The following is a 23692-nucleotide window of genomic DNA, read 5'->3' as shown; positions in this document are numbered from 1 at the left end:
TGCAGAAGGGTCTCACCATGAAGGAAAAGACGGGACGTTTGGCCGGGCGCATTGCCGTGGTCACGGCTGCCGGCCAAGGCATCGGCCGCGCGGTCGCCGAACGACTGATGGCTGAAGGCGCCGAGGTCCACGCCAGCGACATCAATGTCGAGCTGCTCGCCACGCTCGAAGGGGCTACAACGACGCGGCTTGATGCGACGGATCATGTGGCGGTCGGTGCCTATTTCGACGCCTTCGCCCGGGTCGATATCCTCGTGCACGCGGTCGGCTACGTGCATCAGGGCACGATCGAGGAATGCTCGCCCGCCGATTGGCGGCGCTCGGTGAACATTACGCTCGACAGCGCCTACAACGTCATTGCCGGCGCAATCCCGAAGATGAAGGCCAATGGCGGCAGCATCATCACCATCGGATCGGTTGCCTCCTCGATCAAGGGTTTCCCGCGGCGTGCCGCCTATGGCGCCGCCAAGGGTGGCGTCATAGGCCTGACCAAGGCGGTGGCAGCTGACTACGTTTCTCAGGGCATTCGCTGCAATTCGGTCTGCCCCGGCACTGTCGCATCGCCCTCCCTGGAAGAGCGCATCGGCGAACTTGGCGAAAAGCTTGGAAGCCGGGATGAGGCCTACCGATCCTTCATCAGCCGCCAGCCGGCCGGCCGGTTCGGCACGGTCGAAGAAGTCGCCGCCATCTGCGCCTTCCTCGCCTCCGACGAGGCGGCCTTCATTACCGGCCAGGCAATCAACATAGACGGCGGCATCACGATCTGAGACGCCGCATTCTCGCAGGGCCGTGAAATGCAAAACACCTCCGGATGCGCTCCGGAGGTGTTGGTTTTCGTAGGCCTGTTGGCGTCAGCGTGACGCCGTTCAGGATGGGTTGTCGCTTACGCCGACAGCGCCTTGAACTCGGCAAGGATGGCGTCGCCCATCTCGGTGGTGCCGACCTTCTTCGCCCCTTCGGCCATGATGTCGCCGGTGCGGATGCCCTGGTCGAGCACGGTGGCGATCGCCTTCTCCAGATTGTCGGCTTCCGTCACCAGGTTGAAGGAATAGCGCAGGCACATGGCGAAGGAGGCGATCATCGCGATCGGGTTGGCGATGCCCTGGCCGGCAATGTCGGGTGCCGAGCCATGCACCGGCTCATAGAGCGCCTTGCGCTTGCCGCTGACCGCATCCGGTGCGCCGAGCGAGGCGGACGGCAGCATGCCGAGCGAACCGGTGAGCATCGCCGCCACGTCCGACAGCATGTCGCCGAACAGGTTGTCGGTGACGATGACGTCGAACTGCTTGGGCTGGCGCACCAGCTGCATGCCGCCGGCGTCCGCCAGCATGTGCTCGAGCTGGACGTCGGAGTATTTCGCCTTGTGCGTCTCGGTCACCACCTGGTTCCACAACACGCCCGACTTCATGACGTTGCGCTTTTCCATCGAGCAGACGCGGTTGTTGCGGGTGCGGGCCAGCTCGAAGGCGACGCCGGCGATGCGCTCGATCTCGTAGGTGTCATAGACCTGGGTGTCGATGCCACGCTTCTGGCCGTTGCCGAGATCGACGATCTCCTTCGGTTCGCCGAAATAGACGCCACCGGTCAATTCGCGCACGATCAGGATGTCGAGGCCTTCGACCAGTTCGGGCTTCAGCGACGAGGCGGCGGAAAGCGCCGGGTAGCAGATCGCCGGGCGCAGGTTGGCGAAGAGCTCGAGATCCTTGCGCAGGCGCAGCAGACCGGCTTCCGGGCGAACCTCGTAGGGCACCGCATCCCACTTCGGACCGCCGACGGCGCCGAACAACACCGCATCGGCGGCAAGCGCCTTTGCCATGTCCTCTTCCGAGATCGCCTGACCGTGAGCGTCATAGGCCGAACCGCCGACCAGGCCCTCGTCCGTCACGAAGCCGGCACCAAGCTCGGCATTCATGTAGGCGATGATTTTGCGGACTTCCGCCATGGCTTCCGGGCCGATGCCGTCGCCGGGGAGGATGAAAAGTTTGCGGGCCATTGTCGGCACTCCTGTGGTTTTCAGTCGGTGTAAAGCGGCACGGCCGCGTTGATAATGTTGCGGACTAGACCGCCGCCTTCGCGCCTTCGATCTGTCCGATGCGCTCTCGCAGCGTGTTGGCGACAGCCTGCGAAGCCGGAGCGAGGGCGATTTCAAGATTGGCGTTGCCGCCGTCTACCTCGATCGCGAGTTTCGAGACGCTGACGCCGAGCCGGCGAACGATGTCGAGCAGGCGGGAAACGATGTTTTCGAGATCGCCGCTTTCGATGGTGTAACGCATGGTGTTGCTCATCATGCGACCTTTGGCCATGGGCGCTGCTGAGGGCGCATTGTCTCGAAGGCACGCGCGAGGCGCAGCACGCCGATGTCGTCGAACTGCTGGCCGATGATCTGCAGGCCGATCGGCAGGCCGCCCGAGGTGTAGCCGCAGTTGAGCGAGATTGCCGGCTGGCCGCCCATGTTGACGGCGACTGTGAAGGCGATGTGTTCGAACGGCTTCTGCGGGTCGTTGACCGGCGAGGCCCATTCGGCCGGATAGGAGGCCGTCGGGGCCGTCGGCGACAGGATGAAATCATAGCCGGAAAGTGCCGCATGCAGCGCGTTGCGCATGGCGTCGATCTGGGCGAAGCCGGTATAGACCTCGCGGCCGGAGAAATTCTCGGCCGTTTTGATCCAGTCGAAGATATAGGGCAGGATCTGCGCCTGTTTTTCCGGCGAAAGGCGCGACACGTCTTCCCAGCCGCGCGCCCGCCAGAAGCGGTCGAGACCGTCGATCATTTCGCGCGTCAGGAAGGGGCCGATCGGCTCGATGATCGCGCCGGCATCGGCAAAGAGCTGTGCCGCCTTCTTGACCGCCTGTTCCGTTTCTTGCGTGACCGACTGGCCGAAGCCGGCGTCGAGCCAGAGGCCGATCTTCAGACCCTTCAGATCACGATCAAGATCGAGCCAGGGAATGTCGGCATAGGGCAGGGACATGGTGTCCCGGGCGTCTGGCTGCGACAGCACCGACATGTAGAGTGCCGTGTCGACGACCGTCCGGGTCATCGGGCCGGCAACGCGGCCGATAAAGGGCGGGTTGATCGGCACGCGGCCGGCCGAAGGCTTGAGCCCGACAATGCCGCACCAGCCGGCCGGCAGCCGGACCGAGCCGCCGATATCCGTGCCGATGTGAAGCGGACCATAACCGGCGGCCGAAGCAGCACCCGCACCGGCGCTCGAGCCGCCCGGATTGGCTGAGAGGTCCCAGGGGTTGCGGGCCAGCTTGTGGAAGCTGGAAAGGCCGGAAGACAGCATGCCGTAGTCCGGCATGGTGGTCTTGGCGAGAAGGATGCCGCCCGCCTCGCGGGTGCGGGCTGCCGGCGGCGCGTCGGCGGCTGCAGGCGTCAGCGACACGGCAGCACAGCCGAGCGGCACGGCGGTGCCCTTGGTTGCGATGTTTTCCTTGATCGTCACCGGCACGCCGTCGATTGCGCCCAGAGGTTCACCCTTTGCCCAGCGCTCTTCCGATGCCTTGGCGGCCTTGCGCGCCTCGGCCGGGTCATAGGCCCAAAGCGCGTTCAGCTTTGGCTCGGAAGCGTCGATGCGGGCAATCACCGCTTCGGTGACCTCGACGGGGGAAAGCTTCTTCGAGCGGTAGGCGTCGACGAGATCGACGGCGGAGAGATCGGCGAGTTCGGACATGGGGCACTTCCTAGGCAAAATGGCAGCGGGCGGACCAGGCCGGCGTCACCGGCTTGGCCTCAGGCGTTCGGGTCAGACAGATCTCCTGCCTGCGGGGACAGACGGCAGCATAGGCGCAGCCGGCTGCGGTCGTTGCGGTATGGACGGGCGTTTGCGGCGGCCCAGCGGAACGCACCCGCTTGCGCCGTCCGGAAAACGGTTTCGGCACGGCAGCGACCAGCGCCTGAGTATAGGGATGGCGCGGGTTGTCGAAGACCTCGGCCGTCGGTCCTTCCTCGACGATGCGGCCGAGATGCATGACGGCAACCCGGTCGGTGATGGCGCGCACGACGCCGAGATCGTGGCTGATGAACAGATAGGAAAGGCCGAGCCTTTCCTGCAGGTCCATCATCAGGTTCAAAACCTGCGCCTGGATCGAGACGTCGAGTGCAGACACTGGCTCGTCAGCGACGATCAGGGCCGGCCGGGTGATCAGCGCGCGGGCGATGGCGATGCGCTGGCGCTGGCCGCCGGAGAATTCGTGCGGATACTTGTCGGCCGACGCCAAGGGTAGGCCGACGGCCTCCAGCACCTCGGCGATGCGCCGGTTGCGCTCCGTGGTGCCCGTTCCACGCTCCAGTGAAACGATCGGCTCGGAGATGATCGTCCGAACCGTGTGGCGCGGATCGAGCGAGCCGTAGGGATCCTGGAAGATCGCCTGAAACCCCTTGCGCGCCTCTCGCAGTCCGGCGCGATCGAGCGCGTAGATATCCTTGCCGGCGATCGACACCTGGCCCGATTGCGGCCGCTCCAGCCCCATCACGGCGCGGGCCAGGGTCGACTTGCCGGAGCCGCTTTCGCCGACGATGCCGAGGCTCTGGCCGGCGGCGAGTGCGACGCTGACACCATGGAGCACGCGCAGGCGGCTCTGTTTCGAGAAGATCGACGGGCGCGGCAGGTCGTATTCGCGCACCAGATCGGTGGTCTTGAGGATCACCTCGCTCATGGTGCCACCATCCTTTCGCGCGGATGAAAGCAGGCGGCGCGATGCTGCACATTTCCATCGGTATTGATCAGGTCGAGTGCCGGGATCGCCTGACGGCAGTCGGCCTCGGCGAAGGAACAGCGGTCCGCAAAGGAGCAGTGGGATGGACGGCCAAAGGGATCCGGAACGATACCGGGGATGGCATTCAGCCGCGGGCGCCCACCGCCTTGATGGCGGGAGTCAAGGGCTGCGCCATGCGGCGACGCGGCGAAAAGGCCGCGGGCATAGGGATGCGCCATGCGCGCAAAGACATCGTCCGTGCGCCCGGTTTCGATGATGCGGCCGGCATACATGACCGCGATGCGGTCGGTCATCTCGGAGACGACGCCGAGATCGTGGGTGATCAGCATCAGCGCTGTGCCGGTGTCTTCGATCAGCTCGTCGAGCAGATCAAGGATCTGCGCCTGCACCGTAACGTCGAGCGCCGTCGTGGGCTCGTCTGCAATCAGCAGATCCGGTTCGCAGGCGATCGCCATGGCGATCATCACGCGCTGGCGCTGGCCGCCGGAGAGCTGGTGCGGGTAGAGATCGAGGTCGAAGCGCGGCGCCGGCAGGCCGACGCGGTCGAGCAGCGCACGCGCTTTCTTCTCCGCATCGGCCTTCGTTTCGCCGAGATGCAGCCGCCGTCCCTCGGCGATCTGCGCGCCGATCGATTTGACCGGATTGAGCGCCGTCATCGGCTCCTGGAAGATCATCGCCATGCGCCGGCCGCGATAGCCGCAATAGTCGGCTTCGTCCAAGCCCGCGAGATTGCGGCCGTCGAAGGAAAGTTCGCCGCGCACCCGCATGCGCTGCGGAAGCAGGCCCATGACGGCAAGGGCTGTCATCGACTTGCCGCTGCCGGACTCACCGACGATCCCAAGCCGTTCGCCGCGGTTGAGTTCGAGATCGATGTCGCAGACGATATCGACCGTGCTTTTGCCCGCGGTGAGTTCGACCGACATGCCGGCCATGTGAAGCAAGGGTTTGGTCATCGTTGCCGCCTCACGCGCGGGTCGAGAATGTCGCGCAGGCCATCGCCGAGCAGGTTGAGGCCGAGCACGGCGAAGGTGATCGCCAGGCCCGGGAAGATCGCGAGCCAGGGCGCCTGATAGATGAAGGTCTGGGCGTCGTTCAGCATCTTGCCCCAGCTCGGCATCGGCGGCTGCGTGCCGAGGCCGACATAGGAAAGGCCGGCTTCGGCAACGATCGCCAAGGCGAACTGGATCGTCACCTGAACGAGCAGCACGTGGTTGATGTTGGGCAGGATGTGCAGAAACGTGATCGCGACGTCGCCGCGGCCAGCGCAGCGCGCGGCCTGCACATATTCGCGTTTCCAGAGGCCCATCGAGGCACCGCGGGTGACGCGGGCAAAGACGGGTATGTTGAAGATGCCGATCGCGATCATCGCGTTGGTAGCGCCCGGACCGAAGATCGCGGTGATGATGACGGCGGTCAGAAGCGCCGGGAAGGCGAAGGCGAGGTCGCTCATGCGCATGACGAGACCATCGACAAAGCCGCCGCGAGCAGCCGCCCAAGCGCCAAGCGGCACGCCGATGCCGGCACCGACGAGAACCGCGACGATCGAGACGCTGATCGAGTTGCGGGCGCCGACCATGATCATCGACAGGATGTCGCGGCCGAAGTTGTCGGTGCCGAACCAATGGGCAAGGCTCGGTCCCTGCAGCTTGTCGCGGAAATTCATCGCCGTCGGCGAATAGGGCGTCCAGACATAGGAGACGAGCGCCATCGCCACGAGGATGACGGTGACGGTGGCCCCGATCGTCAGATTTCGGCTGCCGATAAGCTTGGAGATGAGGCTGGGTTGCGCGGCGGTTGCAGGAGCGGACATCAGTGGCCTCCCCTCGACAGGCGCGGATCCAGATAGCCGTAGACCAGATCGACGAGGAAATTGATGGTGATGACGGAGGCGGCAAGCAGGGTCACCAGCGTCTGCACCGTCACGAGATCGCGCTGCGCGATCGCCTGGAAGACGAGGCGGCCGATACCCGGCAGGTTGAAGACATTTTCGATGATGATCGTGCCGGCAAGCAGGAAGGAAAATTGCAGGCCGATAATGGTGACGACCGGAATGAGCGCATTGGGCACCGCATGCTTCCAGAGAGCGCCCGAACGGCTAAGCCCCTTGGCGCGCGCGGTGCGGATGAAATCCTCGCCGAGCGTCTCGATGACGGCCGAGCGCGTGACGCGTCCGAGAATGGCCGCAAGTGGCAGCCCGAGTGCGAGCGCCGGCAGGATGAGAGAATGCAGGCCGTTCCAGATGCCGCCTTCCCAGCCGGCAAAGCCGGAGGCCGGGAACCAGGCGAGCTTCAGCGCGAAGAGCAAGATGAAGAGAAGCGCCAGCCAGAAGTTCGGGATGGCGACGCCCACCTGGGCGATGCCCATGACGACGGTGTCGCCGGCCTTGCCGCGGTTGGCGGCGGCATAGACGCCGATGGCGATGGCGACGGCGACCGAGATTGCCATGGAGAGCAGCGCCAGCGGCAGCGTCACCAGGATGCGCGGGCCAAGCAGCTCCCGGATCGGCACCGAATAGGTGAGGCTCATGCCGAAATCGCCGACCACGAAGCCGCCGATCCAGTGGAGGTAGCGGATCCAGATCGGCTGATCGAGGCCGAGCTGCCGGTGCAGCGCCGCGATCGCATCTGCGTCGGCATTCATGCCGAGCATCAGCACGGCGGGGTCGCCGGGCAGCACCTGCATCAGCAGAAAGACGATGACTGAGGCGACCAGCGTCGTCAGCAAGAGCGACACGAGGCGACCGCCAATGAAGGAAATCACATCAACCTCCCGGAAAGAGCGAGCGTTGACCGGCGCCGGGTGCGTCAATCAACGGCAGATCTGCGTCCGCCCCAACGAGGGGCAGATGCTGGAGCGGGGTGCGGATTTCCGTCCGCATCCCGCTCAATGAAAGTCGATCAGTTTTCCCAATAGGTCTGGGTCTGGTCGTCGGCCGGCACCGGCATGTTCTTCCAGAGACCCTTCACCTTCTTGTTCCAGACGCCGATCTTCGGCAGCGCGTAGAGGAAGACGTTCGGTTCGTCCGCTGCGAGCTTGCGCTGGAGCTGGCCGATCAGGTCCATCTGCTCGGCCTCGGTCGCAGCCAGCGTGTAGGACTTGTAGAGCGCCTTGTATTCCGGGTTCTGGTAGTTGAAGTAGTACTTGTCGCGCGCATAGATATCGAGGTCGCGGGCTTCCGCATGGGCGATGATCGTTGCGTCGAAGTTCGAGTTCTTGAAGACCTGATCCAGCCATTGTGCGAACTCGATCGGAACGAGGTTCACCTTGATGCCGACTTCGCTGAGCATGGCCGCGATGATCTCGCCGCCGCGGCGGGCATAGGCCGGCGGCGGCAGCATGATGGTGATTTCGAGGTTCTGAACGCCCGCTTCCTGTAGCAGTTGCTGCGCCTTGCCGGGGTCATAGGGGTAGGTCTCGTTCAGATCGACATAACCGGGTTCGACCGGCGAATAATGCGAGCCGATGGTCGTGCCGAAGCCCGAGTAAGTGCCTTCGACCAGCGCCTTGCGGTCGATCGCATGGGCAAGCGCCTGCCGCACGCGCACGTCGTCGAAGGGCTTCTTCGCATTGTTGAGCGCAAGCACCACCTTGCCCGAGGTGCTGCCGACCTCGACCTGCAGGTTCGGGTCGCTCTGGAACTGGCTGACCAGTTCTGCGGCCTGGAACATCGGGAAGGCATCGACGTTGCCGGCAAGAACGGCGGCCGCTGCAGCCGACGGGTCACTGATGAACTTGAAGGTCACTTCGCTGAGCTTGGCCGGTTCGCCCCAATAGTCGGCGTTCTTTTCCAGCACCACCTTGTCGCCCTTCGCCCATTCCTTGAACTTGAACGGGCCGGTACCGACCGGCTTGGTCTTGTTGTCGGCGGCCGACGACGGCGCGATCATGACCGCGTCGCCCCAGGCCATGTTGAAGAGGAAGTTGGAGGCCGGGCGCTTCAGCGTCACGACCGCGGTTGCCGGATCCGGGCATTCGGTCTTTTCGATCGGCTCGAACAGGCCCTTCTGCGCATTGGTGGAATCGGCCGAGACGGCGCGCTCATAGGAGAATTTCACCACCGAGCAGTCGAAAGCCGTGCCGTCATGGAACTTGACGCCCTGGCGGAGCTTGAAGCTGTAGGTCTTCTGGTCGTCGGAGATCGTCCAGCTCTCGGCGAGCAGCGGCTTCACCGTGCCGTCTTCCACCACCCGGACGAGACCTTCGAAAAGGTTGCCGTAGGTGATGTAGCGGATGGGTGCGGCGGCGCCCGCGGTCGGGTCGAGGCCCGGCGGCTCGAGCACCTGGCCGACGGTGATCGTATCCTTGGCCATCGCCGGCGTCAGCGACGCGGCGATGAAGCACGAGGCAAGCGCCAGTTTCGTCAAATTCATCATGGTTCCCCCGCTTTGCGGTTTCGTTGTTTATGGTCCCGGAAATCAGGTCGAAATAATCAGATCGAGCGTCCGCCGTCGACGTCGAGCGCCACGCCGGTGATCATCGACGCCTGCGGCGAGGCGACGAAGAAGGCGGCCTCCGCAAGGTCTTCCGGCTTCAGCAGGCGTCCGAGCGGAATGGAATCGCGGAACTTCTTGCGGATTTCGTCGGAGTCCTCGCCCATGAAGGTGGTCAGCAGCGGCGTTTCGCCGGCAACCGGGTTGAGCGCGACAACGCGGATGTTGAAGGGCGCGAGTTCGATCGCGAGCGCCTTGGTGGCAGAAACGACCCAGCCCTTGGTCGCGTTGTACCAGGCAAGGTTCGGACGCGGCCGGTTGGCGCCGGTCGAAGCGATGTTGACGATAACGCCCGCCTTGTTTTCCTTCATGTGCGCCAGCAGCGCCCGCGTCATCAGGTAGACGCCGCGCACATTGACGCCGAGGATACGGTCGAATTCGTCGGGCTCGACCAGCTCTGCATTCTGCGGCTTGTGGCCGATGCCGGCATTGTTGATCAGGATATCGACGTGCCCGAACTGCTTGAGACCCGCCGCAACGGCCGCGTTAACGTCGGCTTCCTTGGCGATATCGGCAACCACGGCGATGGCATTGCTGCCGAGTTGCTTGGTGACGCGCTCTGCACCCGCAGCATCGCGATCGACGACGATGACCTTGGCGCCGCCTTCGACGAAGCGCTTGGCAATGCCTTCGCCGAAACCGGAGCCTGCGCCGGTGATGAGAGCGACTTTACCTTCCAGTGACACTTTGTTGTTCCTCCCAAGGAGACTTAGATCATGGGTTGGAGCGCGATGCGGGTGGAACGCCGCCTGCGGTTTTGCGCGCTCTAGCCGTGGTAGACAGAGATGGTTTTCATGCTGGCAAAGCCGTAGAGGGCCTCAAAACCCTTCTCGCGGCCATGGCCCGATTTCTTGACGCCGCCGAAGGGCAGCTCGACGCCGCCGCCGGCGCCGTAATTGTTGATGAAGACCTGGCCGGCGTGCACGGCGCGCGCCATGCGCAACTGCCGGCCGCCGTCATTGGTCCAGACGCCGCAGACGAGGCCATAGTCGGTGCCGTTGGCAAGTCGAATGGCTTCCTCCTCGCCGTCGAAGGGCATGATCACCTGAACCGGGCCGAAGATCTCTTCCTGCACCGTGCGGTGTTGGTGCGGCACGTCGCGCAGCAACGTCGGCGCGACATAGGCGCCCTCGGCCGGCGCGTCGGCGACGATCTCGCCCTGCGCTGCGACCTTCAGGCCATCCTTGGCGGCGTCGGCAAGGAAGCCCTCGACGATCGCCTTCTGCCGCTGCGAGACGACCGGGCCGACCGAGAGATCGCTGCCAGCAGGACCGACCTTCAAGGCGCGGTACCGTTCGCTCATCCGCGCGACCACTTCTTCATAGACGGCACGCTCAACCAGAATGCGCGACGAGGCCGAACAGGTCTGACCGGCATTCTGGATGCCGGCATTGACGAGGAAGGGGACCGCGCGGTCGAGATCCGCATCGGCAAAGACGATCTGCGCCGACTTGCCGCCGAGTTCCAGCGTCACCGGCACGGCGTTCTTCGCCGCCGCCGCCTGCACCATCTCGCCGGTGCGGACCGAGCCGGTAAAGGAGATGTGGTTGACATCGGGGTGTTCCGAAAGCGCTGCGCCCGCCTCCGAGCCGAAGCCGGTGACGATGTTGAGCGCGCCCGAGGGCAAGCCCTCTTCTTCGGCGATGCGGGCGAACTCCAAGATGGTGAGGCAGGCCTCTTCGGCCGGCTTGACGACGGCGGCGTTGCCCATGGCAAGGGCCGCGCCGAGGCTGCGGCCGAGGATCTGCATCGGGTAGTTCCAGGGGATGATATGGCCCGTGACGCCATGTGGCTCGTAGACGGTCAGTACGGTGAAGCCGTTCTGATAGGGGATGGTGTCGCCATGAACCTTGTCGGCGGCGCCGCCATAGAATTCGAGATAGCGCGCAAGCGCCACGACATCGGCGCGCGCCTGGGTCAGCGGCTTGCCGACATCGCGTGCTTCGAGCTCCGTCAGAAGGTCGATGTTGCGCAGCACACCGGCCGAAATCCGGGTCAGCACCCGGCCGCGCTCGGTCGGCGTCAGGCGTCCCCACTCACCTGAGAGTGCCGCGCGTGCCGAACGCACGGCGAGATCGATATCGTCCCGAGTGCCCCGGGCGATGCGCGCAAATTCCAGGCCGTTGGAAGGATCCCTGACGGCGATGAACTCGCCGCCCGTTGCGTCCTGCCACTTGTTCGCGATGAAATTGCCGTAGGTCTTCACAGTCATGCCTCTTTGTCAGTCCCGCGCTCTTCAAGCAGCGCCTTCAATCTCATGGCCGTCGCGTTGATGTGGGCGCGGGCCAGTTTCTCGGATTCATCAAGGTTCCGTGCGGCGATCGCCTCGACGATCAGCCCGTGTTCGGCGACCGCAGTGCTCGCCCGCTCGCTCGAAAGCGAAAAGGCTGGGGCAAAAACCTGCGAGGTCATGCGCAGAAGCGGCCCGAGCGGCGCCAGCGACGCATTGCGCGAGGCCGCAACGATCGCCTCGTGAAAGACGACGTTGGACTGTGTGTAGGCGCCTGGATCCCAGTTTTCGACGGTCTTGCGCTGGCGCTCCACCTGCTTTGCCAGATCCTTGATCTCGGCATTTGTCGCCCGCTCGGCGGCGTTGCGGGCCGCCACGCCATCCATCGCCTCACGCACCGCGTAGGCATCCAGCAGTTTCGGCAGGTCGGCGGTTGCGACCCGGACACCGCTGCCCGGCTTGTTGACAACCAGCCCGTCGCGCTCGAGCACGCGCAGCGCCTCGCGCAGCGGCGTGCGGCTGATGCCGAACTCGGCGGCGATCTTTTCCTGGCGCAGCGTCGCGCCCGGCGCATAGACGCCGGCATAAATACGTTCGCGAAGGGCCTGGGCCACTTCGTCGAGCAAGCGTGACTGGCTTCGCCATTCAAAGGATTGGTTCATCGATCCCTCCCAAGATCGAGGCAAATTGTATCCAGGATACAGGCCGAGTCAATCCGGTGATGACACATAAGTCCCAGGGATTGTCAGCAAGTACTGGCGACGCCGTCGGCTTCGGCAGTCCCGACTTGCGCCGCCGCGTTGACGCGCCGCTCGCCGCGGCTTCTATTAGGAACTGCTATGGTGGGAGGCTGGCCGTGCAGATGCTTGATTGGATTGCGATTATCCTGTTCCTCGTGACCTGGGTGGGACTGGAGCCGATGATGGCGCTTGGTTGGCCGCGCCGGACAGACAGCCTGATGCTAGACATGGTGCGTGTCCGGCAGGCCTGGATGCGCGAGGTGCTGACGCGGGATACCAACTTCATCGGTGACGCCGCCATTCTCGGTCACACGATCAATTCGGCCTCGTTCTTCGGCTCGGCCAATCTCATCGTCATCGTCGCCATGAGCAGTGCGCTTTTCATCCAGCCGACGATTGGCCTTCAGTCGGGCATCATCGCAATGTTCGCGCCGATCGAGCCGTTGTGGCTGTTTCAATGCAAGGTGCTGCTCGTCATGGCGACCTTGCTGCGCGGGCTGTCCGAATTCATCTGGGCGGTGCGGCAGATCAACTATTGCCTCGCAGCGATCGGAGCGAGCCCTTCGCGCGAAGAAGCCCGCGACATCGCCGCATGGGCCCACGCCCTGTCGCTGATGATCAATCCGGCCCTTCGATCCTTCAGCCAGGGTGTCCGCTCCTATTACTTCACCGTTGCCGCCGCGCTCTGGTTCCTGGGGCCGATCGCCTTTATTATCGCCATCGTCGGCTCGGTCGCGCTTCTCGTCTGGAGACACAGCTGGTCGGATACGGCCAAGGGCGTGATGGAGGTGCGCAAGCTGCTCGACGAGAGCCATCCGACGGCGGCCGCGGTAGAACCCTCAACAGCCGTCCGTTCTCCGGCGGCAAACAGCTGAGGGTTTTTGGCGTGACCGGTTGGAATTGGCCGGCGAGGTAACCACCTAGTATCCGTAACGTTCTGGAGGCGGTCGCCCATGTCAGACAAACCGATCAAGATTCCCGGCCCCGATCATCCGATCACCATCGAGCAAAACCCGGCGCGGGTCGTCGTCACGCTTGGCGGGCGCGTCGTTGCCGACACCCGCAATGCGCTCGCCTTGCGCGAGGCGTCCTATCCGCCGGTGCAGTACATCCCGCGTGAGGATGTCGACATGTCTTTGCTTGAGCGCACGGATCACGCGTCCCACTGCCCCTATAAGGGGGATGCGTCCTACTACAGCATCCCATCCGGCGGCGAGCGATCGCGAAACGCAGTCTGGAGCTATGAGAACCCGCATGAGGCGGTCGCCGACATCCGGGATCGGTTGGCATTCTATCCGGACCGGGTGGATTCGATCGAAGAGCTTCGGCCCTAGGCGCGAAAGCCCGGCCCTCCGCGCGTCGCCGCATGACGGTTGCTGGAAGCGGCGGCGGTGCGACGCTACTTGCTCCGAACCTGAAACGTCTCGCGCACCGCTTTCAGGAACTCCGCCACTTTCGGCAGGTCGCCCAGTTGCTGGTGGTAGAGGTAGTAGAGGTGCGTAGGCGGCCCGAACCATTCGGGAAGAACCGGCACAAGTCTTCCTGCTGCGACGCCGTCAGCGGCGAGCGCGTCGCTGAGCATGCCGATGCCGAGACCTTCGGAGATCAGGCGCTCACCGATCGCCGGATCGTCGACGACGATCGATGGCGGGCGCTCGAGCGTAAAGTGCCTGTTGCCGTCTGACAGCACCCAATGGGCAAGCTCCCGTCGCATGCGTGTCCGGTGTGCCACCAGGGCGACGTGCATGAGGTCCTCGGGCGAAGACAGCGCCAATCCTGCGCAATAGGCGGGCGCGGCATAGAGGCGCTGCTCGATCGTTCCGATCTTGCGGTAGATCATCTCGCTGTCGACGGGTTCGCCCATCCTTAAGGCCACGTCGACGCCTTCGCCGATCAGATCGACATTTTGGTGGGTGGTCTGCACGTCGACCTGGACTTCTGGGCAGAGTTCCGCATAGCGCTTCAGGATCGGTGGCAGGAAGGTACGGGCAAAGGCGACTGACGTCGCGACCCTTAGGCGCCCGCGCGCCGTACCGTCGGCCGGTTGGAAGCCGGCGATGCCGCGGTCGATGAGCTCGACGGCGCCCCCGACCGATTCCAGCAGATGCTTTCCGGCCTCGGTCAAGGAGACCCGGCGGGTGGAGCGCAGCAGCAGGGCGACGCCAAGCGCTGCCTCAAGCTCGCCCAGGCGCCGGCTGACCGTGCTCGGTGGCAGGTGCAGGCGAAGCGCAGCTGAGGAAAAGCTCTCTGAGCGGGCGACCTCGAGGAAAATCCTGAGGCTGTTGAGATCGGCAGATTGGGGGGATTTCATGCGTTTCCGGAACAATTACTTCCACGATCGCAGGATAATCGACCGACGGTTGAATTGATAGCGTCTCGGCATCCAATCGAAGGAGCCGATCATGACCAATCGCAGACAAGCTTTGGGCCTTCTTGCCGCCGCGGCCCTGTTGCCGCTCGCACCGCGGATCGCCTTTTCCGCCGCGCCATTATCGACCGTCGCCAATGCCGGTTACTATCGCTTCCGCTTCGGAAAGTTCGAAGTCACCGCCTTGTCGGACGGCACCTTGGCGTTGCCGATGACAAAGATCTATCAGAACGAACCGGAAGGCGAGCTGCAGCGCAGGCTGGACGAAAACTTCCTCGGCAAGGAGCCGCATCTGTCGATCAACGCCTATCTCGTCAACGACGGCGAACGGCTGGTGCTGATCGATGCCGGGTCGGGGAGCCTGCTCGGCATTGCCGCCGGCAAGCTCTTGAGGCATCTCACGGCCTCCGGCTATCGCGCCGACCAGGTCGACGCGGTGATCCTGACCCATGTGCACGCCGACCACTCGGGCGGCCTCACCATCGACGGCAAAGCACAATTCCCGAATGCCGAGATCCATCTCGCCGAGCGCGAATACCGCTACTGGATCGAGCGGGAGGGCGTGACGGCGCTGACCGAGGCGCAGAAGACCGACTTTCAGCGAGCGCACGATGCCCTGGCCCCCTATATCGCCGCCGGAAAAGTGAAGCGTTTCGCCGACGACGCGGACGTCTTGCCGAACCTCGGATCGACCCTGCGCGCCGGGCACACGCCCGGGCATTCCGCGATCGTGCTGAAAGCGGATGACGGCCAGCGCCTCGTATTCTGGGGGGACGTCATTCACGGCGACTACATCCAGTTCGACACGCCTGACGTCTTCGTCAGCTTCGACGTCGACGGCACCGCGGCGGCAGCGACGCGTGCCGTGGCGCTGGCGGATGCGGCCGATGGGCGATACCTCGTCGCCGGTGCGCATCTGCCGTTCCCCGGTGTTGGCCATGTGGCGCGCGACGAGACGCTCTATCGCTTCGTCCCCTGGAACTACGTCGAGTAGCGGGTGGCAGCTTAGGCCTTGTCTACGAGATGACGTTGCGGACGAAGGTCACGACGCCGTCGCCGTCATTGATGTAGGCATAGGCCTGCGCCGAGCTGTAGACGGTGCACCAACCTCGCCATTCTCTCGGACTGAGTGGGTGCTTAGCCGTTGATCGCCTGGATCAAGCCGCAGTCGGGCACGACGGCGCTTCTGAAATACGACCTGCCGATGACTTCAGAGGCATTCTGCCTGCAACTGCTACAGCGAACCGGCGTGATGTTCACGCCGGGCAGCGCCATGGACATGGGAGGCTATCTCAGGATCGGCTACGCCAACAACGAAGGCATTCTACGCGGAGGCTTGAGGCGCGTCTCCGCGTTCCTGCGGGAGCACCAGGCGGCGGCCGCCTGAGGGGAGTTTCCGTCAGGGCGCGATATCCAGTTCCGGGTAATTGCGGAAGATGCCGTCTTCATTGAAGGCCAGCCGTCGCGATGAGGCGAGATAGGCGGCGATGTTCGGCCGGGCTTTCACCGAGGCGTGCAGTTTCATGAGATTGGGGTAGTCCTCCTCATAGTGCCGCATCGCTTTGGCAAAGGCATAGCGTAGCCCCTCGATCACCTGGAACAGCGAAAGGTCGACATAGGTGACGGCGTTCCCGACTGCATGGCCGCTGCCATCAGGGTTTTGCGCGAGAATCCGCTCGAAATAACCGAGAAACTTCGGGATGCGGTTGGTGACGAATTCGAATGCGCGGTCCTTCGCCTCCGCCTTCTGCTCCTCATAATATTTCGAAGTCGCGATCGGATGGTGCGTGTCATGCACTTCGGCGATTAAGTCGGTGACGGTGAGCTGCAGGCCATTGGCGAACCACTGCAGCGCCTCACCGTCAGGCGCAAGGCTGAGCTTGGGGCCGAGGTAGAAGAGGATGTTGGCGACATGCGAGATGATCTGGTTGCCATCTTTCAGAAAGGGCGGCGCAAATGGCACGTGCGCCTCGGTGGCGCTCTCCATCAGCTTCAGCATCTCCCCGGTGCCGCGGCCCGGCGCGCGCGTCACATCGACATAAGCGGCGCCGGCGTCCTCGAGTGCCAGTCGGACAAATTCACCGCGCCCCTGGATGCCGTCCCAGTAGTACAATTCATAGGTCATGATGCCTCGATCCCATTCTCGATACCCGGTTGATATAGGCGCCGCGGCAGCGGCGGCGAGGGGAGGCCCTGACTTCGGACGCCTGCTCTGTCGAACAGGGGCGATCACATGCTAAGGCGCTATGAACACGTGTGGTGGGGAGTAGTCCAGGTGAGCAAGCCGAACTATCGCGACATTGCTGAACTGGCAGGCGTCGGTACCGCGACAGTCGAGCGGGTCTTGAACGGCCGCGGTGGTGTTCGCCCGGACCTCGTCGAAAAAGTCGTCGTTGCGGCGCGCGCGCTGAATTATCCGCGAACCCTTCCCGAGACCCATCGCGGGCTTTTGCGCATCGATGTGCTGATGGTGCGGCCGGAGACGACCTTCTATCGCCGCCTGTCGCAGGCCTTTCAGCGGATCGCCGAGACGCTGGATCCGCTCGTCGTCGTGCATCGCAGCTTTACCGAGGAAATGAAGCCGGAGGAGATCGCCAGGCGCATCCTTTCAGCCGAGGTTAGCCGCGCCGGATTGATCCTGGCCGTGCCCAATCATCCGCTGATCAGCGCCGCTGTCGAAGCCGTGATCGTGCGCGGCGTGCCGGTGGTCCATGTCGTGACAAGGGCCTCGCACGACTTGGGCGAATTCGTCGGCATCGACAATCACGCGGCCGGACGAACGGCGGCACTCTTCATCGCGCGCATGGCGCGCAAGGCGGGGCCCGTCGTCGCGCTCTGCCACCCGATCTATCAGGTCCATCGCGACCGCCTCAGTGGCTTCTCGGACTATTTTGAGGGGCATCCGGGCGACCGCCGGTTCGAGTGGCTGGGTTTTACCCGCGACGAGGAGCACTATGGCGCCGAAGCGTTGCGATGGGCGCTCGACATGTATCCGGATATGGCCGGGCTCTATAATGCCGGCGGCGCGAATGCGGCCCTGATCGACGTGCTTCGCCGACATAAGCGTGGCACCGAAATCTTCTTCGTCGGCCATGAGCTGACCGGCTACACCCGCAAGGCGCTTAGCGACGGCATCATGGACGTCGTGCTCGACCAGGCGCCGGAGGCACAGGCCCGTCGCTCGCTTGACCTGATGCTGCGGCGGATCGGGCTTTCCGAGATGGAGCCGGACACCGCCCCCATTCGCTTCATTACCATCACAGCCGAAAGCCTTTGATCTGATTTGATCAAACAAGCTTTCGCCGTTCCGACCGCCTCCTGCTAGATTTTTATCAAGAAGGAGGCGCTCCGACAGACCCGGAAAGCAACCTCCTTCGAAGGATTTAGGGCGGAGCGCATGCGGTCCGCCGGGAGGAGAGCGCCATGGACGATCTGAAATATGGAACCCGCAACAAGCGCGGCGACTGGGCGCCGAACGAGCCGATCGAAACGGCGCCGCTGTTTGCCTTCCCGCCAAAACTGCTGGCGCTCGTCAAGTGGCTGCCGCATTACTTCTTTCCTTGGAATGCGATCTTCGCGGCGTCGGCCGTCGTCTATTGGGCCTGGGTGATCCCGCCGGTCGAGGCGATGCAGAGCTTGAGCGTCGGCTGGATCGCCTGGCTCTATGCGGTCAACGCGGTTTGCGTCTTCTTCTTCTACGGCGCTTTCGAGCTGCATCTCTATGTGCTGAAACGGCAGGAAAACCGGTTCAAGTACAACGGCAAGTTTCCGGCCGAGCAGAAGAGCAAAGCCTTCTGGTTCGAAAGCCAGAATCTCGACAACATCCTGCGCACGTTCCTCTCAGGCGTGACGATCTGGACCGCCGTCGAAGTCGCCATGCTCTGGGCCTACGCCAATGGCTATGCGCCGTGGCTGAGCTTCGCGGACAATCCCTGGACGCTCGCGCTCGTCGCATTGGTGGTGCCTGTTATCCACGAGTTCCATTTCTTCTGCATCCACCGGCTCATCCACACGCCGCTGCTCTACAAGTGGGTGCATTCGGTCCACCACAATTCGGTGAACCCGTCGCCCTGGTCGTCGCTGTCGATGCATCCGGTCGAGCACCTGCTCTACTTCGCCACCGCCTTCTATCACCTGATCCTGCCGTCCAACCCGATCCTGATGCTTTACCAGCTGCACTACGCGGGCTTCGGTGCCATTCCCGGCCATGTCGGCTTCGACAAGGTCGAGGTCGGTGAAGAGACGCTCGTCGATAGCCACGCCTATGCGCATTACCTGCACCACAAGTATTTCGAGGTGAATTACGGCGACGCCCTGATCCCGCTCGATCGCTGGTTCGGCACCTGGCACGACGGCTCCAAGGAGGGCGAGGCGCGGATGCAGGAGCGCTACCGCAAACGCAAGGAAAAACTCGCAGCCCGCAAGGCACGCAACACCATCGGGGAGGCAGCAGAATGAGCAACGTGATCACCTGGGTACCAGCCTGCAAGCTGGACGATATCGAACAGGAAGGGGCGATCCGCTTCGACCATGGCGGCCGAACCTACGCCGTCTACCGCGGTCCCGACGATAGCGTCTATTGCACCGCCGGGCTCTGCACCCACGAGGCCGTTCACCTCGCTGATGGCCTCGTCATGGACTACGAGGTGGAATGTCCCAAGCATTCCGGCGCCTTCGATTATCGCACCGGTGAAGCCATCAGGCTTCCGGCCTGCGAGAATCTCAAGACCTATCCCGCCGAAATCGTCGACGGCGAGGTTCGTGTGGCGCTCGGCTAAGGCCACCACGCAAGCATTGATCAGGCCCATCGGGCCTCCGGAATGCGATCGGGTGATCCGGCACCCTCGGGAGGAAATCATGAAATCCATGTACCTGGCGGCTGCGCTTGCCGCCTTGATGGGAAGTGCTGCCTCGGCGGAGACGATCGGCGTCTCGATGCAGAGCTTCGACAACAACTTCCAGACGCTGCTGCGTGAGGGCATCAATGCCCGCGCTGCCGAAGTCAACGGCGCCACCGTTCAGATCGAAGACGCACAGACCGACATCTCCAAGCAGCTCAACCAGGTGAACAATTTCATCGCGGGCGGCGTCGACGCGATCATCATGACGCTGACGGATACCTCGGCCGCCCCCGGCATCAGCGAAGCCGCTGAGAAGGCCGGTATTCCGCTCGTCTATCTCAATCTAGAGCCGGATAACCTCGGCAAGCTGCCGGAAAAGCAGGCCTATGTCGGCTCGAAAGAAACGGACTCCGGCAGATTGGGTGCGGAAGCTGCCTGTTCGCTGCTGAAGGAAAAGGGCAAGGCCAGTGATGCGCAGGTCTATATCCTGATGGGAGACCTTGCTCACCAGGCCTCGCGCGACCGCACCTCGGCGTTCAAGGAAACGCTCGCTGCCGGCGACTGCAAGGGTGCGACGATTGCCGACGAGCAGTCGGCCGCCTGGACGCGCACCAATGCGATGGATCTCACCACCAACTGGATCACCGCCGGACAGCCGATCGACGTGGTCTTTGCCAACAATGACGAAATGGCGATCGGCGCCATCCAGGCGCTGAAGGCCGCCGGTGTATCGATGGACGACGTGATCGTCGTTGGCATCGACGCGACCCAGGACGGGCTTGCCGCCATGGCCGCCGGCGACCTCGACGCAACCGTATTCCAGAACGCCAAGGGGCAATCGGCTAGCGCCGTCGACACGGCCGTCTCGCTGGTGCGCGGTGAAAGCGTCAAAAAGAACGTCTGGGTTCCCTTCGAGCTCGTTACGCCGAAAAACATGGCCGATTACGCGGCGCGCAACTGATCCTCCTCCTGCATGTTTCCTTAATCGTCGCCGATTGAAGCACAGAAACATGCAGGAATTCAGAGTTTTACAGCGACCTTTGCGCGTCTGAACGGATGCGCGGCGCTGTGGGCCGGCGCACTTCTCCTGCCTGCGCCGGCCACCTTTTTGAACGGGCTGACAAATCTTGCGTGCGGTTTTGCGACCGCCCCGCACGTCAACGCATGATCTACGGAGCAAGCCATGGATCGCATCGTCATAATCGGCGCCGGGGAATCCGGCACGCGCGCGGCCTTTGCCCTGCGTGAAACTGGCTTTGCCGGCAGCGTCACGCTCATCGGCACGGAACCGCATCTGCCCTATGAGCGGCCACCGTTGTCGAAGCCGCTCAATGGCGCCGTACAGATGAAGCCGATCTGCGGCGCTGAGGCGCTGGAGGCCGCCGGTATCGACTACCGGCAAGGTGTTTCTGCATCCCGACTGGATGCCGGTGACCGCTCCGTCACCTTGAGCGATGGCCGGACGCTCACCTATGACAAGCTGTTGCTCGCCACCGGCGCCCGTCCGAGGCGCCTCGCTTGCATAGGGGCCGAGCGCGCACTGGATTTCCGCACCTACGCCAATGCGGCGGCGATCTTCGCCCGTGCCGAAGCCGGCAGACACGTTGCGATCATCGGCGGTGGACTGATCGGCATGGAGCTTGCGGCGGTGCTGCGCGGCAAGGGCATCATGGTTAGCGTTATCGAAATGGCGCCGAAGCCGCTCGGTCGCGCGGTGCCGCCGCGTTTTGCCGCGAAGCTTCATGCCCGGCATCAGGATGAGGGCGTCACCTTCCATCTGGGGCAGGGGATCGCCGAAATCACCGGTGATGCGGTTGTTCTTTCCGACGGCACTCCGGTGCCGGCCGATATCGCCGTCGCCGCCATCGGTGTCCAGCCGGATACAGCACTCGCGGAGGCGGCGGGGCTTGCCGTCGGCAACGGTATCCTGACGGATGGCTATCTGCGCACCAGCGATCCGAACATCTATGCATCAGGCGATTGCGCCGCCGTGGCCCAGCCGGGTGGCGGGTATGTGCGCTTCGAAAGCTGGCGCAATGCACGCACCCAGGCCGAGGTCGCGGCCCTCAACATGGCCGGCGGCAAGGAGGCTTTTTCTGCCATCCCCTGGTTCTGGACCGATCAATACGATCTCGGCCTGCAGGTGGCGGGCCTGCCCCATCCGGACCATCAAAGCGTGACACGCCAGCTCGATGGTGGCGAACTCGAATTCTACCTCGATGGCGGGCGTCTCGTCGCCGCCGCTGGCCTCGGTTTCGGCAATGGTCTCGCCAAGGATATCAAGCTCTCGGAAATGCTGATTGCTGCCGGCGTCAGTCCCGATCCGGGAGCGCTCGCCGACGCCAGCGTGAACCTCAAGGCGCTGCTCAAAAGTGCCAGGGCCGCCTGATGCAGAAGCTGCTTGTCTTTCAATCGCTCTGGGCGATGGAGCGCCGGCATGCGGACGGCTTTGAGCACAGTCTCGAAGAGAACATCGCAATGATCGTCGAGGCCGGGTTCGACGGCATCAGCGCGCATTATACCAATCGGCGCGATGTCGAGCACCTCAATGCCGTGATCCGCGGAACGGGCTTGAAGATCGAGGGCGTCTGTTTTCCTCGAAGCGTCGAGGATTTGCGCCTGACGCTGGAACTGGCCTCGGAGTTTCCGGTGAGCCACATCGATCTGCAGGCCGATGTTCGCCCGCGCCGGGTCGAGGATTGCCTGCCGCTGCTTGACGGCTGGGCCAGGCTTGCTGAGGAAATGGATGTTCCCGTCTATATCGAAACCCACCGTCACCGGATCACCAACGACCTCCTCTTCACGCTCGACCTGCTCGACCGGCGGCCCGATCTGCCGCTCTTGGCCGACCTCTCGCACTATCTCGTTGGCCGGGAATTCGCCTTTCCGGTGGAAGACGAAAGCCACGCCCAGATCCAACGCATTCTGCGCAACGCCGGCGCCTTCCACGGCCGTATCGGCTCCTGCCAGCAGATCCAGATCGAGCTTTCCTTTCCCCACCATCTGCCCTGGGTCGCTCTCTTCCGCGAGTGGTGGGACTACGGCTTCCGGCACTGGCGCTCCCACGCTGCCAACGATGCCGAGCTGGTCATGACCTGCGAACTCGGCCCAAGGCCCTATGCCATCACCGACAGGGACGGTAACGATACGACTGATCGCTGGGCCGAGGCGCTTTTGCTTCGCGAGATGGCCTGCGAGATCTGGGCGGAAAGTGCCAATTCCCCGACGGGTGAAGCACGGGATCTGAGGACGCCTGAACTCGTCATTTAACGAAGGACGGCCGGAACGGCAGATTGTGCTCGAGGCCGAGCCAGGGCGGGTTTTCCGCATACATTTCCACGATCAGCGCCTTGATCAGCTCGATGTAACGGGAATTGTCGCCGACCCGATGGTTGAGGATGACGGGTGAGGTCGCCCGCTCGCCCTCGATCATGCGATAGTGCAGATCGGAGCGGACCTGACGCGCAGAGGACGGGACGATACAAAGTCCGGCATCCGAGGCGACGAGGCCAAGCGCACTCTGGATCTCACGCACCTCATGCACCTCGGCCGGGCGCACATCCTGCGCGTGGAGCAGGCTCAACACGTGATCGGCATAGCTCGGGCGCGGTTCCTTCGGGTAGACGATCAGTTTTTGCCCGGCAACCGCACTCAACGGAAGCGGAGATGTGTCATCGGCAAACGGCGTGCCCTGCGGTATCGCCAAGGCGAGGCGCTCTTCCCGCATGAGGATGCCGGCGACATTGGGATCGTTGTGATGCAGCCGCCCGAAGCCGACATCGATCCGGCCTTCCTTCAGCGCCGCGATCTGCTGCACCGACACCATCTCCAACAGCCGGATATCGAGTTCCGGCGCGTTCTGCCTGAGCTTGCGCACCAGCGTCGGCAGCCCGCCATAGAGCGTGGACGCGACGAAGCCGATCGACAGCACGCGGTTCTGGTTGAGACCGACGCGGCGGGTCGCCTCTACCATCTGTTCCACCCGGCCGAGCACTTGCAGCGATTGTTCGTAAAACAATCGCCCCGCTTCCGTCAGCCGCACCGGCCGGCTCTTGCGGATGATCAGCGGCACGCCCAGTTCTTCCTCAAGAAGCTGGATCTGCCGGCTCAAGGGCGGCTGGGCGATGTGCAGCTGCTCGGCAGCGCGGGTGAAGTTGCGCTCGCGGGCGACGGCGACGAAGTAGCGAAGCTGGCGCAGATCCAATGTTACAGCCCCCATTTTCCTACCGTTGCGGTATGTTGCAGTGCGGCAAGCGCATGAATGCGCGTAATCTTTGCCATACTATACCGTCAAGGTATCATAGG

At 63.6% G+C, this 23692-nt stretch carries 25 protein-coding genes; 11 read left to right on the top strand and 14 right to left on the bottom strand.

Translation table 11 applies throughout. The features are described 5' to 3' along the window. Positions 1 to 17 precede the first annotated feature (17 nt). The gene (locus tag IB272_RS19075; RefSeq protein ID WP_089043034.1) at positions 18 to 767 is read left to right on the top strand and encodes an SDR family oxidoreductase; all 750 of its coding nucleotides are present in this window, start codon (positions 18 to 20) and stop codon (positions 765 to 767) included. 116 nt (positions 768 to 883) lie between these two features. Here the strand turns inward: IB272_RS19075 and leuB are convergent, their stop codons facing one another. The 11 genes from leuB to IB272_RS19020 form a co-directional block, all read right to left on the bottom strand. Beyond that, complete coding sequence (gene leuB / locus IB272_RS19070; protein WP_089042909.1) at positions 884 to 1993, bottom strand: 3-isopropylmalate dehydrogenase; 1110 nt, start codon at positions 1991 to 1993, stop codon at positions 884 to 886. Positions 1994 to 2057: 64 nt separating this feature from the next. Then, a complete protein-coding gene (locus tag IB272_RS19065) occupies positions 2058 to 2303 on the bottom strand; it encodes a hypothetical protein (protein WP_060539375.1) in 246 nt (81 codons plus the stop codon). Continuing rightward, a complete protein-coding gene (locus tag IB272_RS19060; protein ID WP_060584598.1) occupies positions 2285 to 3673 on the bottom strand; it encodes an amidase in 1389 nt (462 codons plus the stop codon). Before IB272_RS19060 ends, IB272_RS19065 begins: the two co-directional genes overlap by 19 nt. A gap of 10 nt (positions 3674 to 3683) precedes the next feature. Beyond that, complete coding sequence (locus IB272_RS19055) at positions 3684 to 4658, bottom strand: oligopeptide/dipeptide ABC transporter ATP-binding protein (RefSeq protein ID WP_082566572.1); 975 nt, start codon at positions 4656 to 4658, stop codon at positions 3684 to 3686. Next, positions 4655 to 5671, bottom strand: a complete 1017-nt coding sequence (locus IB272_RS19050; RefSeq protein ID WP_060521843.1) for an ABC transporter ATP-binding protein — start codon at positions 5669 to 5671, stop codon at positions 4655 to 4657. Before IB272_RS19050 ends, IB272_RS19055 begins: the two co-directional genes overlap by 4 nt. Beyond that, a complete protein-coding gene (locus IB272_RS19045; RefSeq protein ID WP_060521844.1) occupies positions 5668 to 6528 on the bottom strand; it encodes an ABC transporter permease in 861 nt (286 codons plus the stop codon). The genes IB272_RS19050 and IB272_RS19045 overlap by 4 nt, the downstream gene beginning before the upstream one ends. After that, positions 6528 to 7478, bottom strand: a complete 951-nt coding sequence (locus IB272_RS19040; RefSeq protein ID WP_034801757.1) for an ABC transporter permease — start codon at positions 7476 to 7478, stop codon at positions 6528 to 6530. The genes IB272_RS19045 and IB272_RS19040 overlap by 1 nt, the downstream gene beginning before the upstream one ends. 137 nt (positions 7479 to 7615) lie before the next feature. Continuing rightward, on the bottom strand, positions 7616 to 9091 hold the full coding sequence (locus tag IB272_RS19035; RefSeq protein WP_090296512.1) for an ABC transporter substrate-binding protein: 1476 nt from the start codon (positions 9089 to 9091) through the stop codon (positions 7616 to 7618). Between the two features lie 56 nt (positions 9092 to 9147). Then, positions 9148 to 9894: a glucose 1-dehydrogenase gene (locus IB272_RS19030; protein WP_060521846.1), complete on the bottom strand. Its 747-nt coding sequence runs from the start codon at positions 9892 to 9894 to the stop codon at positions 9148 to 9150. Between the two features lie 80 nt (positions 9895 to 9974). Continuing rightward, on the bottom strand, positions 9975 to 11420 hold the full coding sequence (locus tag IB272_RS19025; protein WP_112977094.1) for an aldehyde dehydrogenase family protein: 1446 nt from the start codon (positions 11418 to 11420) through the stop codon (positions 9975 to 9977). Further along, positions 11417 to 12100 carry a GntR family transcriptional regulator gene (locus tag IB272_RS19020; protein ID WP_034801749.1) on the bottom strand — a complete coding sequence of 228 codons (684 nt, stop codon included), beginning with the start codon at positions 12098 to 12100 and terminating at the stop codon, positions 11417 to 11419. Before IB272_RS19020 ends, IB272_RS19025 begins: the two co-directional genes overlap by 4 nt. 194 nt (positions 12101 to 12294) lie before the next feature. Between IB272_RS19020 and IB272_RS19015 the strand changes: the two genes are divergently transcribed. Further along, a complete protein-coding gene (locus IB272_RS19015; protein WP_089042904.1) occupies positions 12295 to 13053 on the top strand; it encodes a DUF599 family protein in 759 nt (252 codons plus the stop codon). A 78-nt stretch (positions 13054 to 13131) separates the two neighbouring features. Next, positions 13132 to 13512 carry a DUF427 domain-containing protein gene (locus tag IB272_RS19010; protein ID WP_034801745.1) on the top strand — a complete coding sequence of 127 codons (381 nt, stop codon included), beginning with the start codon at positions 13132 to 13134 and terminating at the stop codon, positions 13510 to 13512. Between the two features lie 65 nt (positions 13513 to 13577). Here the strand turns inward: IB272_RS19010 and IB272_RS19005 are convergent, their stop codons facing one another. Next, positions 13578 to 14489 (bottom strand): LysR family transcriptional regulator, encoded by a 912-nt coding sequence (locus IB272_RS19005; RefSeq protein ID WP_060584594.1) that lies wholly within the window; start codon positions 14487 to 14489, stop codon positions 13578 to 13580. Between the two features lie 91 nt (positions 14490 to 14580). On the opposite strand from IB272_RS19005, the gene IB272_RS19000 reads away from it, so the two are divergent. Together IB272_RS19000 and IB272_RS18995 are read left to right on the top strand one after the other, a co-directional pair. Beyond that, positions 14581 to 15540 carry an MBL fold metallo-hydrolase gene (locus tag IB272_RS19000; protein WP_192444657.1) on the top strand — a complete coding sequence of 320 codons (960 nt, stop codon included), beginning with the start codon at positions 14581 to 14583 and terminating at the stop codon, positions 15538 to 15540. 150 nt (positions 15541 to 15690) lie between these two features. Continuing rightward, positions 15691 to 15933: a hypothetical protein gene (locus tag IB272_RS18995; protein ID WP_060521852.1), complete on the top strand. Its 243-nt coding sequence runs from the start codon at positions 15691 to 15693 to the stop codon at positions 15931 to 15933. A 12-nt stretch (positions 15934 to 15945) separates the two neighbouring features. Here IB272_RS18995 and IB272_RS18990 read toward each other — a convergent pair whose 3' ends face one another. After that, positions 15946 to 16671, bottom strand: coding sequence for a glutathione S-transferase (locus IB272_RS18990; protein ID WP_060521853.1), 726 nt, complete (start codon positions 16669 to 16671; stop codon positions 15946 to 15948). 150 nt (positions 16672 to 16821) lie between these two features. Here IB272_RS18990 and IB272_RS18985 point away from each other — a divergent pair, with 150 nt between their 5' ends. From IB272_RS18985 to IB272_RS18960, 6 genes are all read left to right on the top strand, one after another. Then, positions 16822 to 17823 carry a LacI family DNA-binding transcriptional regulator gene (locus IB272_RS18985; protein WP_192444655.1) on the top strand — a complete coding sequence of 334 codons (1002 nt, stop codon included), beginning with the start codon at positions 16822 to 16824 and terminating at the stop codon, positions 17821 to 17823. Positions 17824 to 17969: 146 nt separating this feature from the next. Then, positions 17970 to 19004, top strand: a complete 1035-nt coding sequence (locus IB272_RS18980; protein ID WP_060584590.1) for a sterol desaturase family protein — start codon at positions 17970 to 17972, stop codon at positions 19002 to 19004. Positions 19005 to 19012: 8 nt separating this feature from the next. Next, positions 19013 to 19324 (top strand): MocE family 2Fe-2S type ferredoxin, encoded by a 312-nt coding sequence (locus tag IB272_RS18975; RefSeq protein ID WP_034801776.1) that lies wholly within the window; start codon positions 19013 to 19015, stop codon positions 19322 to 19324. Positions 19325 to 19403: 79 nt separating this feature from the next. Beyond that, positions 19404 to 20348 (top strand): substrate-binding domain-containing protein, encoded by a 945-nt coding sequence (locus IB272_RS18970; RefSeq protein ID WP_060529331.1) that lies wholly within the window; start codon positions 19404 to 19406, stop codon positions 20346 to 20348. A gap of 222 nt (positions 20349 to 20570) precedes the next feature. Beyond that, complete coding sequence (locus IB272_RS18965; RefSeq protein WP_034801729.1) at positions 20571 to 21776, top strand: FAD-dependent oxidoreductase; 1206 nt, start codon at positions 20571 to 20573, stop codon at positions 21774 to 21776. Next, on the top strand, positions 21776 to 22657 hold the full coding sequence (locus IB272_RS18960; protein WP_192444654.1) for a sugar phosphate isomerase/epimerase: 882 nt from the start codon (positions 21776 to 21778) through the stop codon (positions 22655 to 22657). The genes IB272_RS18965 and IB272_RS18960 overlap by 1 nt, the downstream gene beginning before the upstream one ends. On the opposite strand, the gene IB272_RS18955 is transcribed toward IB272_RS18960, so the two are convergent. Beyond that, positions 22650 to 23591: a LysR family transcriptional regulator gene (locus tag IB272_RS18955; RefSeq protein ID WP_034801727.1), complete on the bottom strand. Its 942-nt coding sequence runs from the start codon at positions 23589 to 23591 to the stop codon at positions 22650 to 22652. The genes IB272_RS18960 and IB272_RS18955 overlap by 8 nt on opposite strands. Positions 23592 to 23692 lie beyond the last annotated feature (101 nt).

Source organism: Ensifer sp. ENS08, assembly GCF_014852195.1.
Lineage (GTDB): Bacteria > Pseudomonadota > Alphaproteobacteria > Rhizobiales > Rhizobiaceae > Ensifer > Ensifer adhaerens.
Note: the sequence above shows the minus strand (reverse complement) of the source record. Positions and strands in the feature narration are given on the sequence as shown.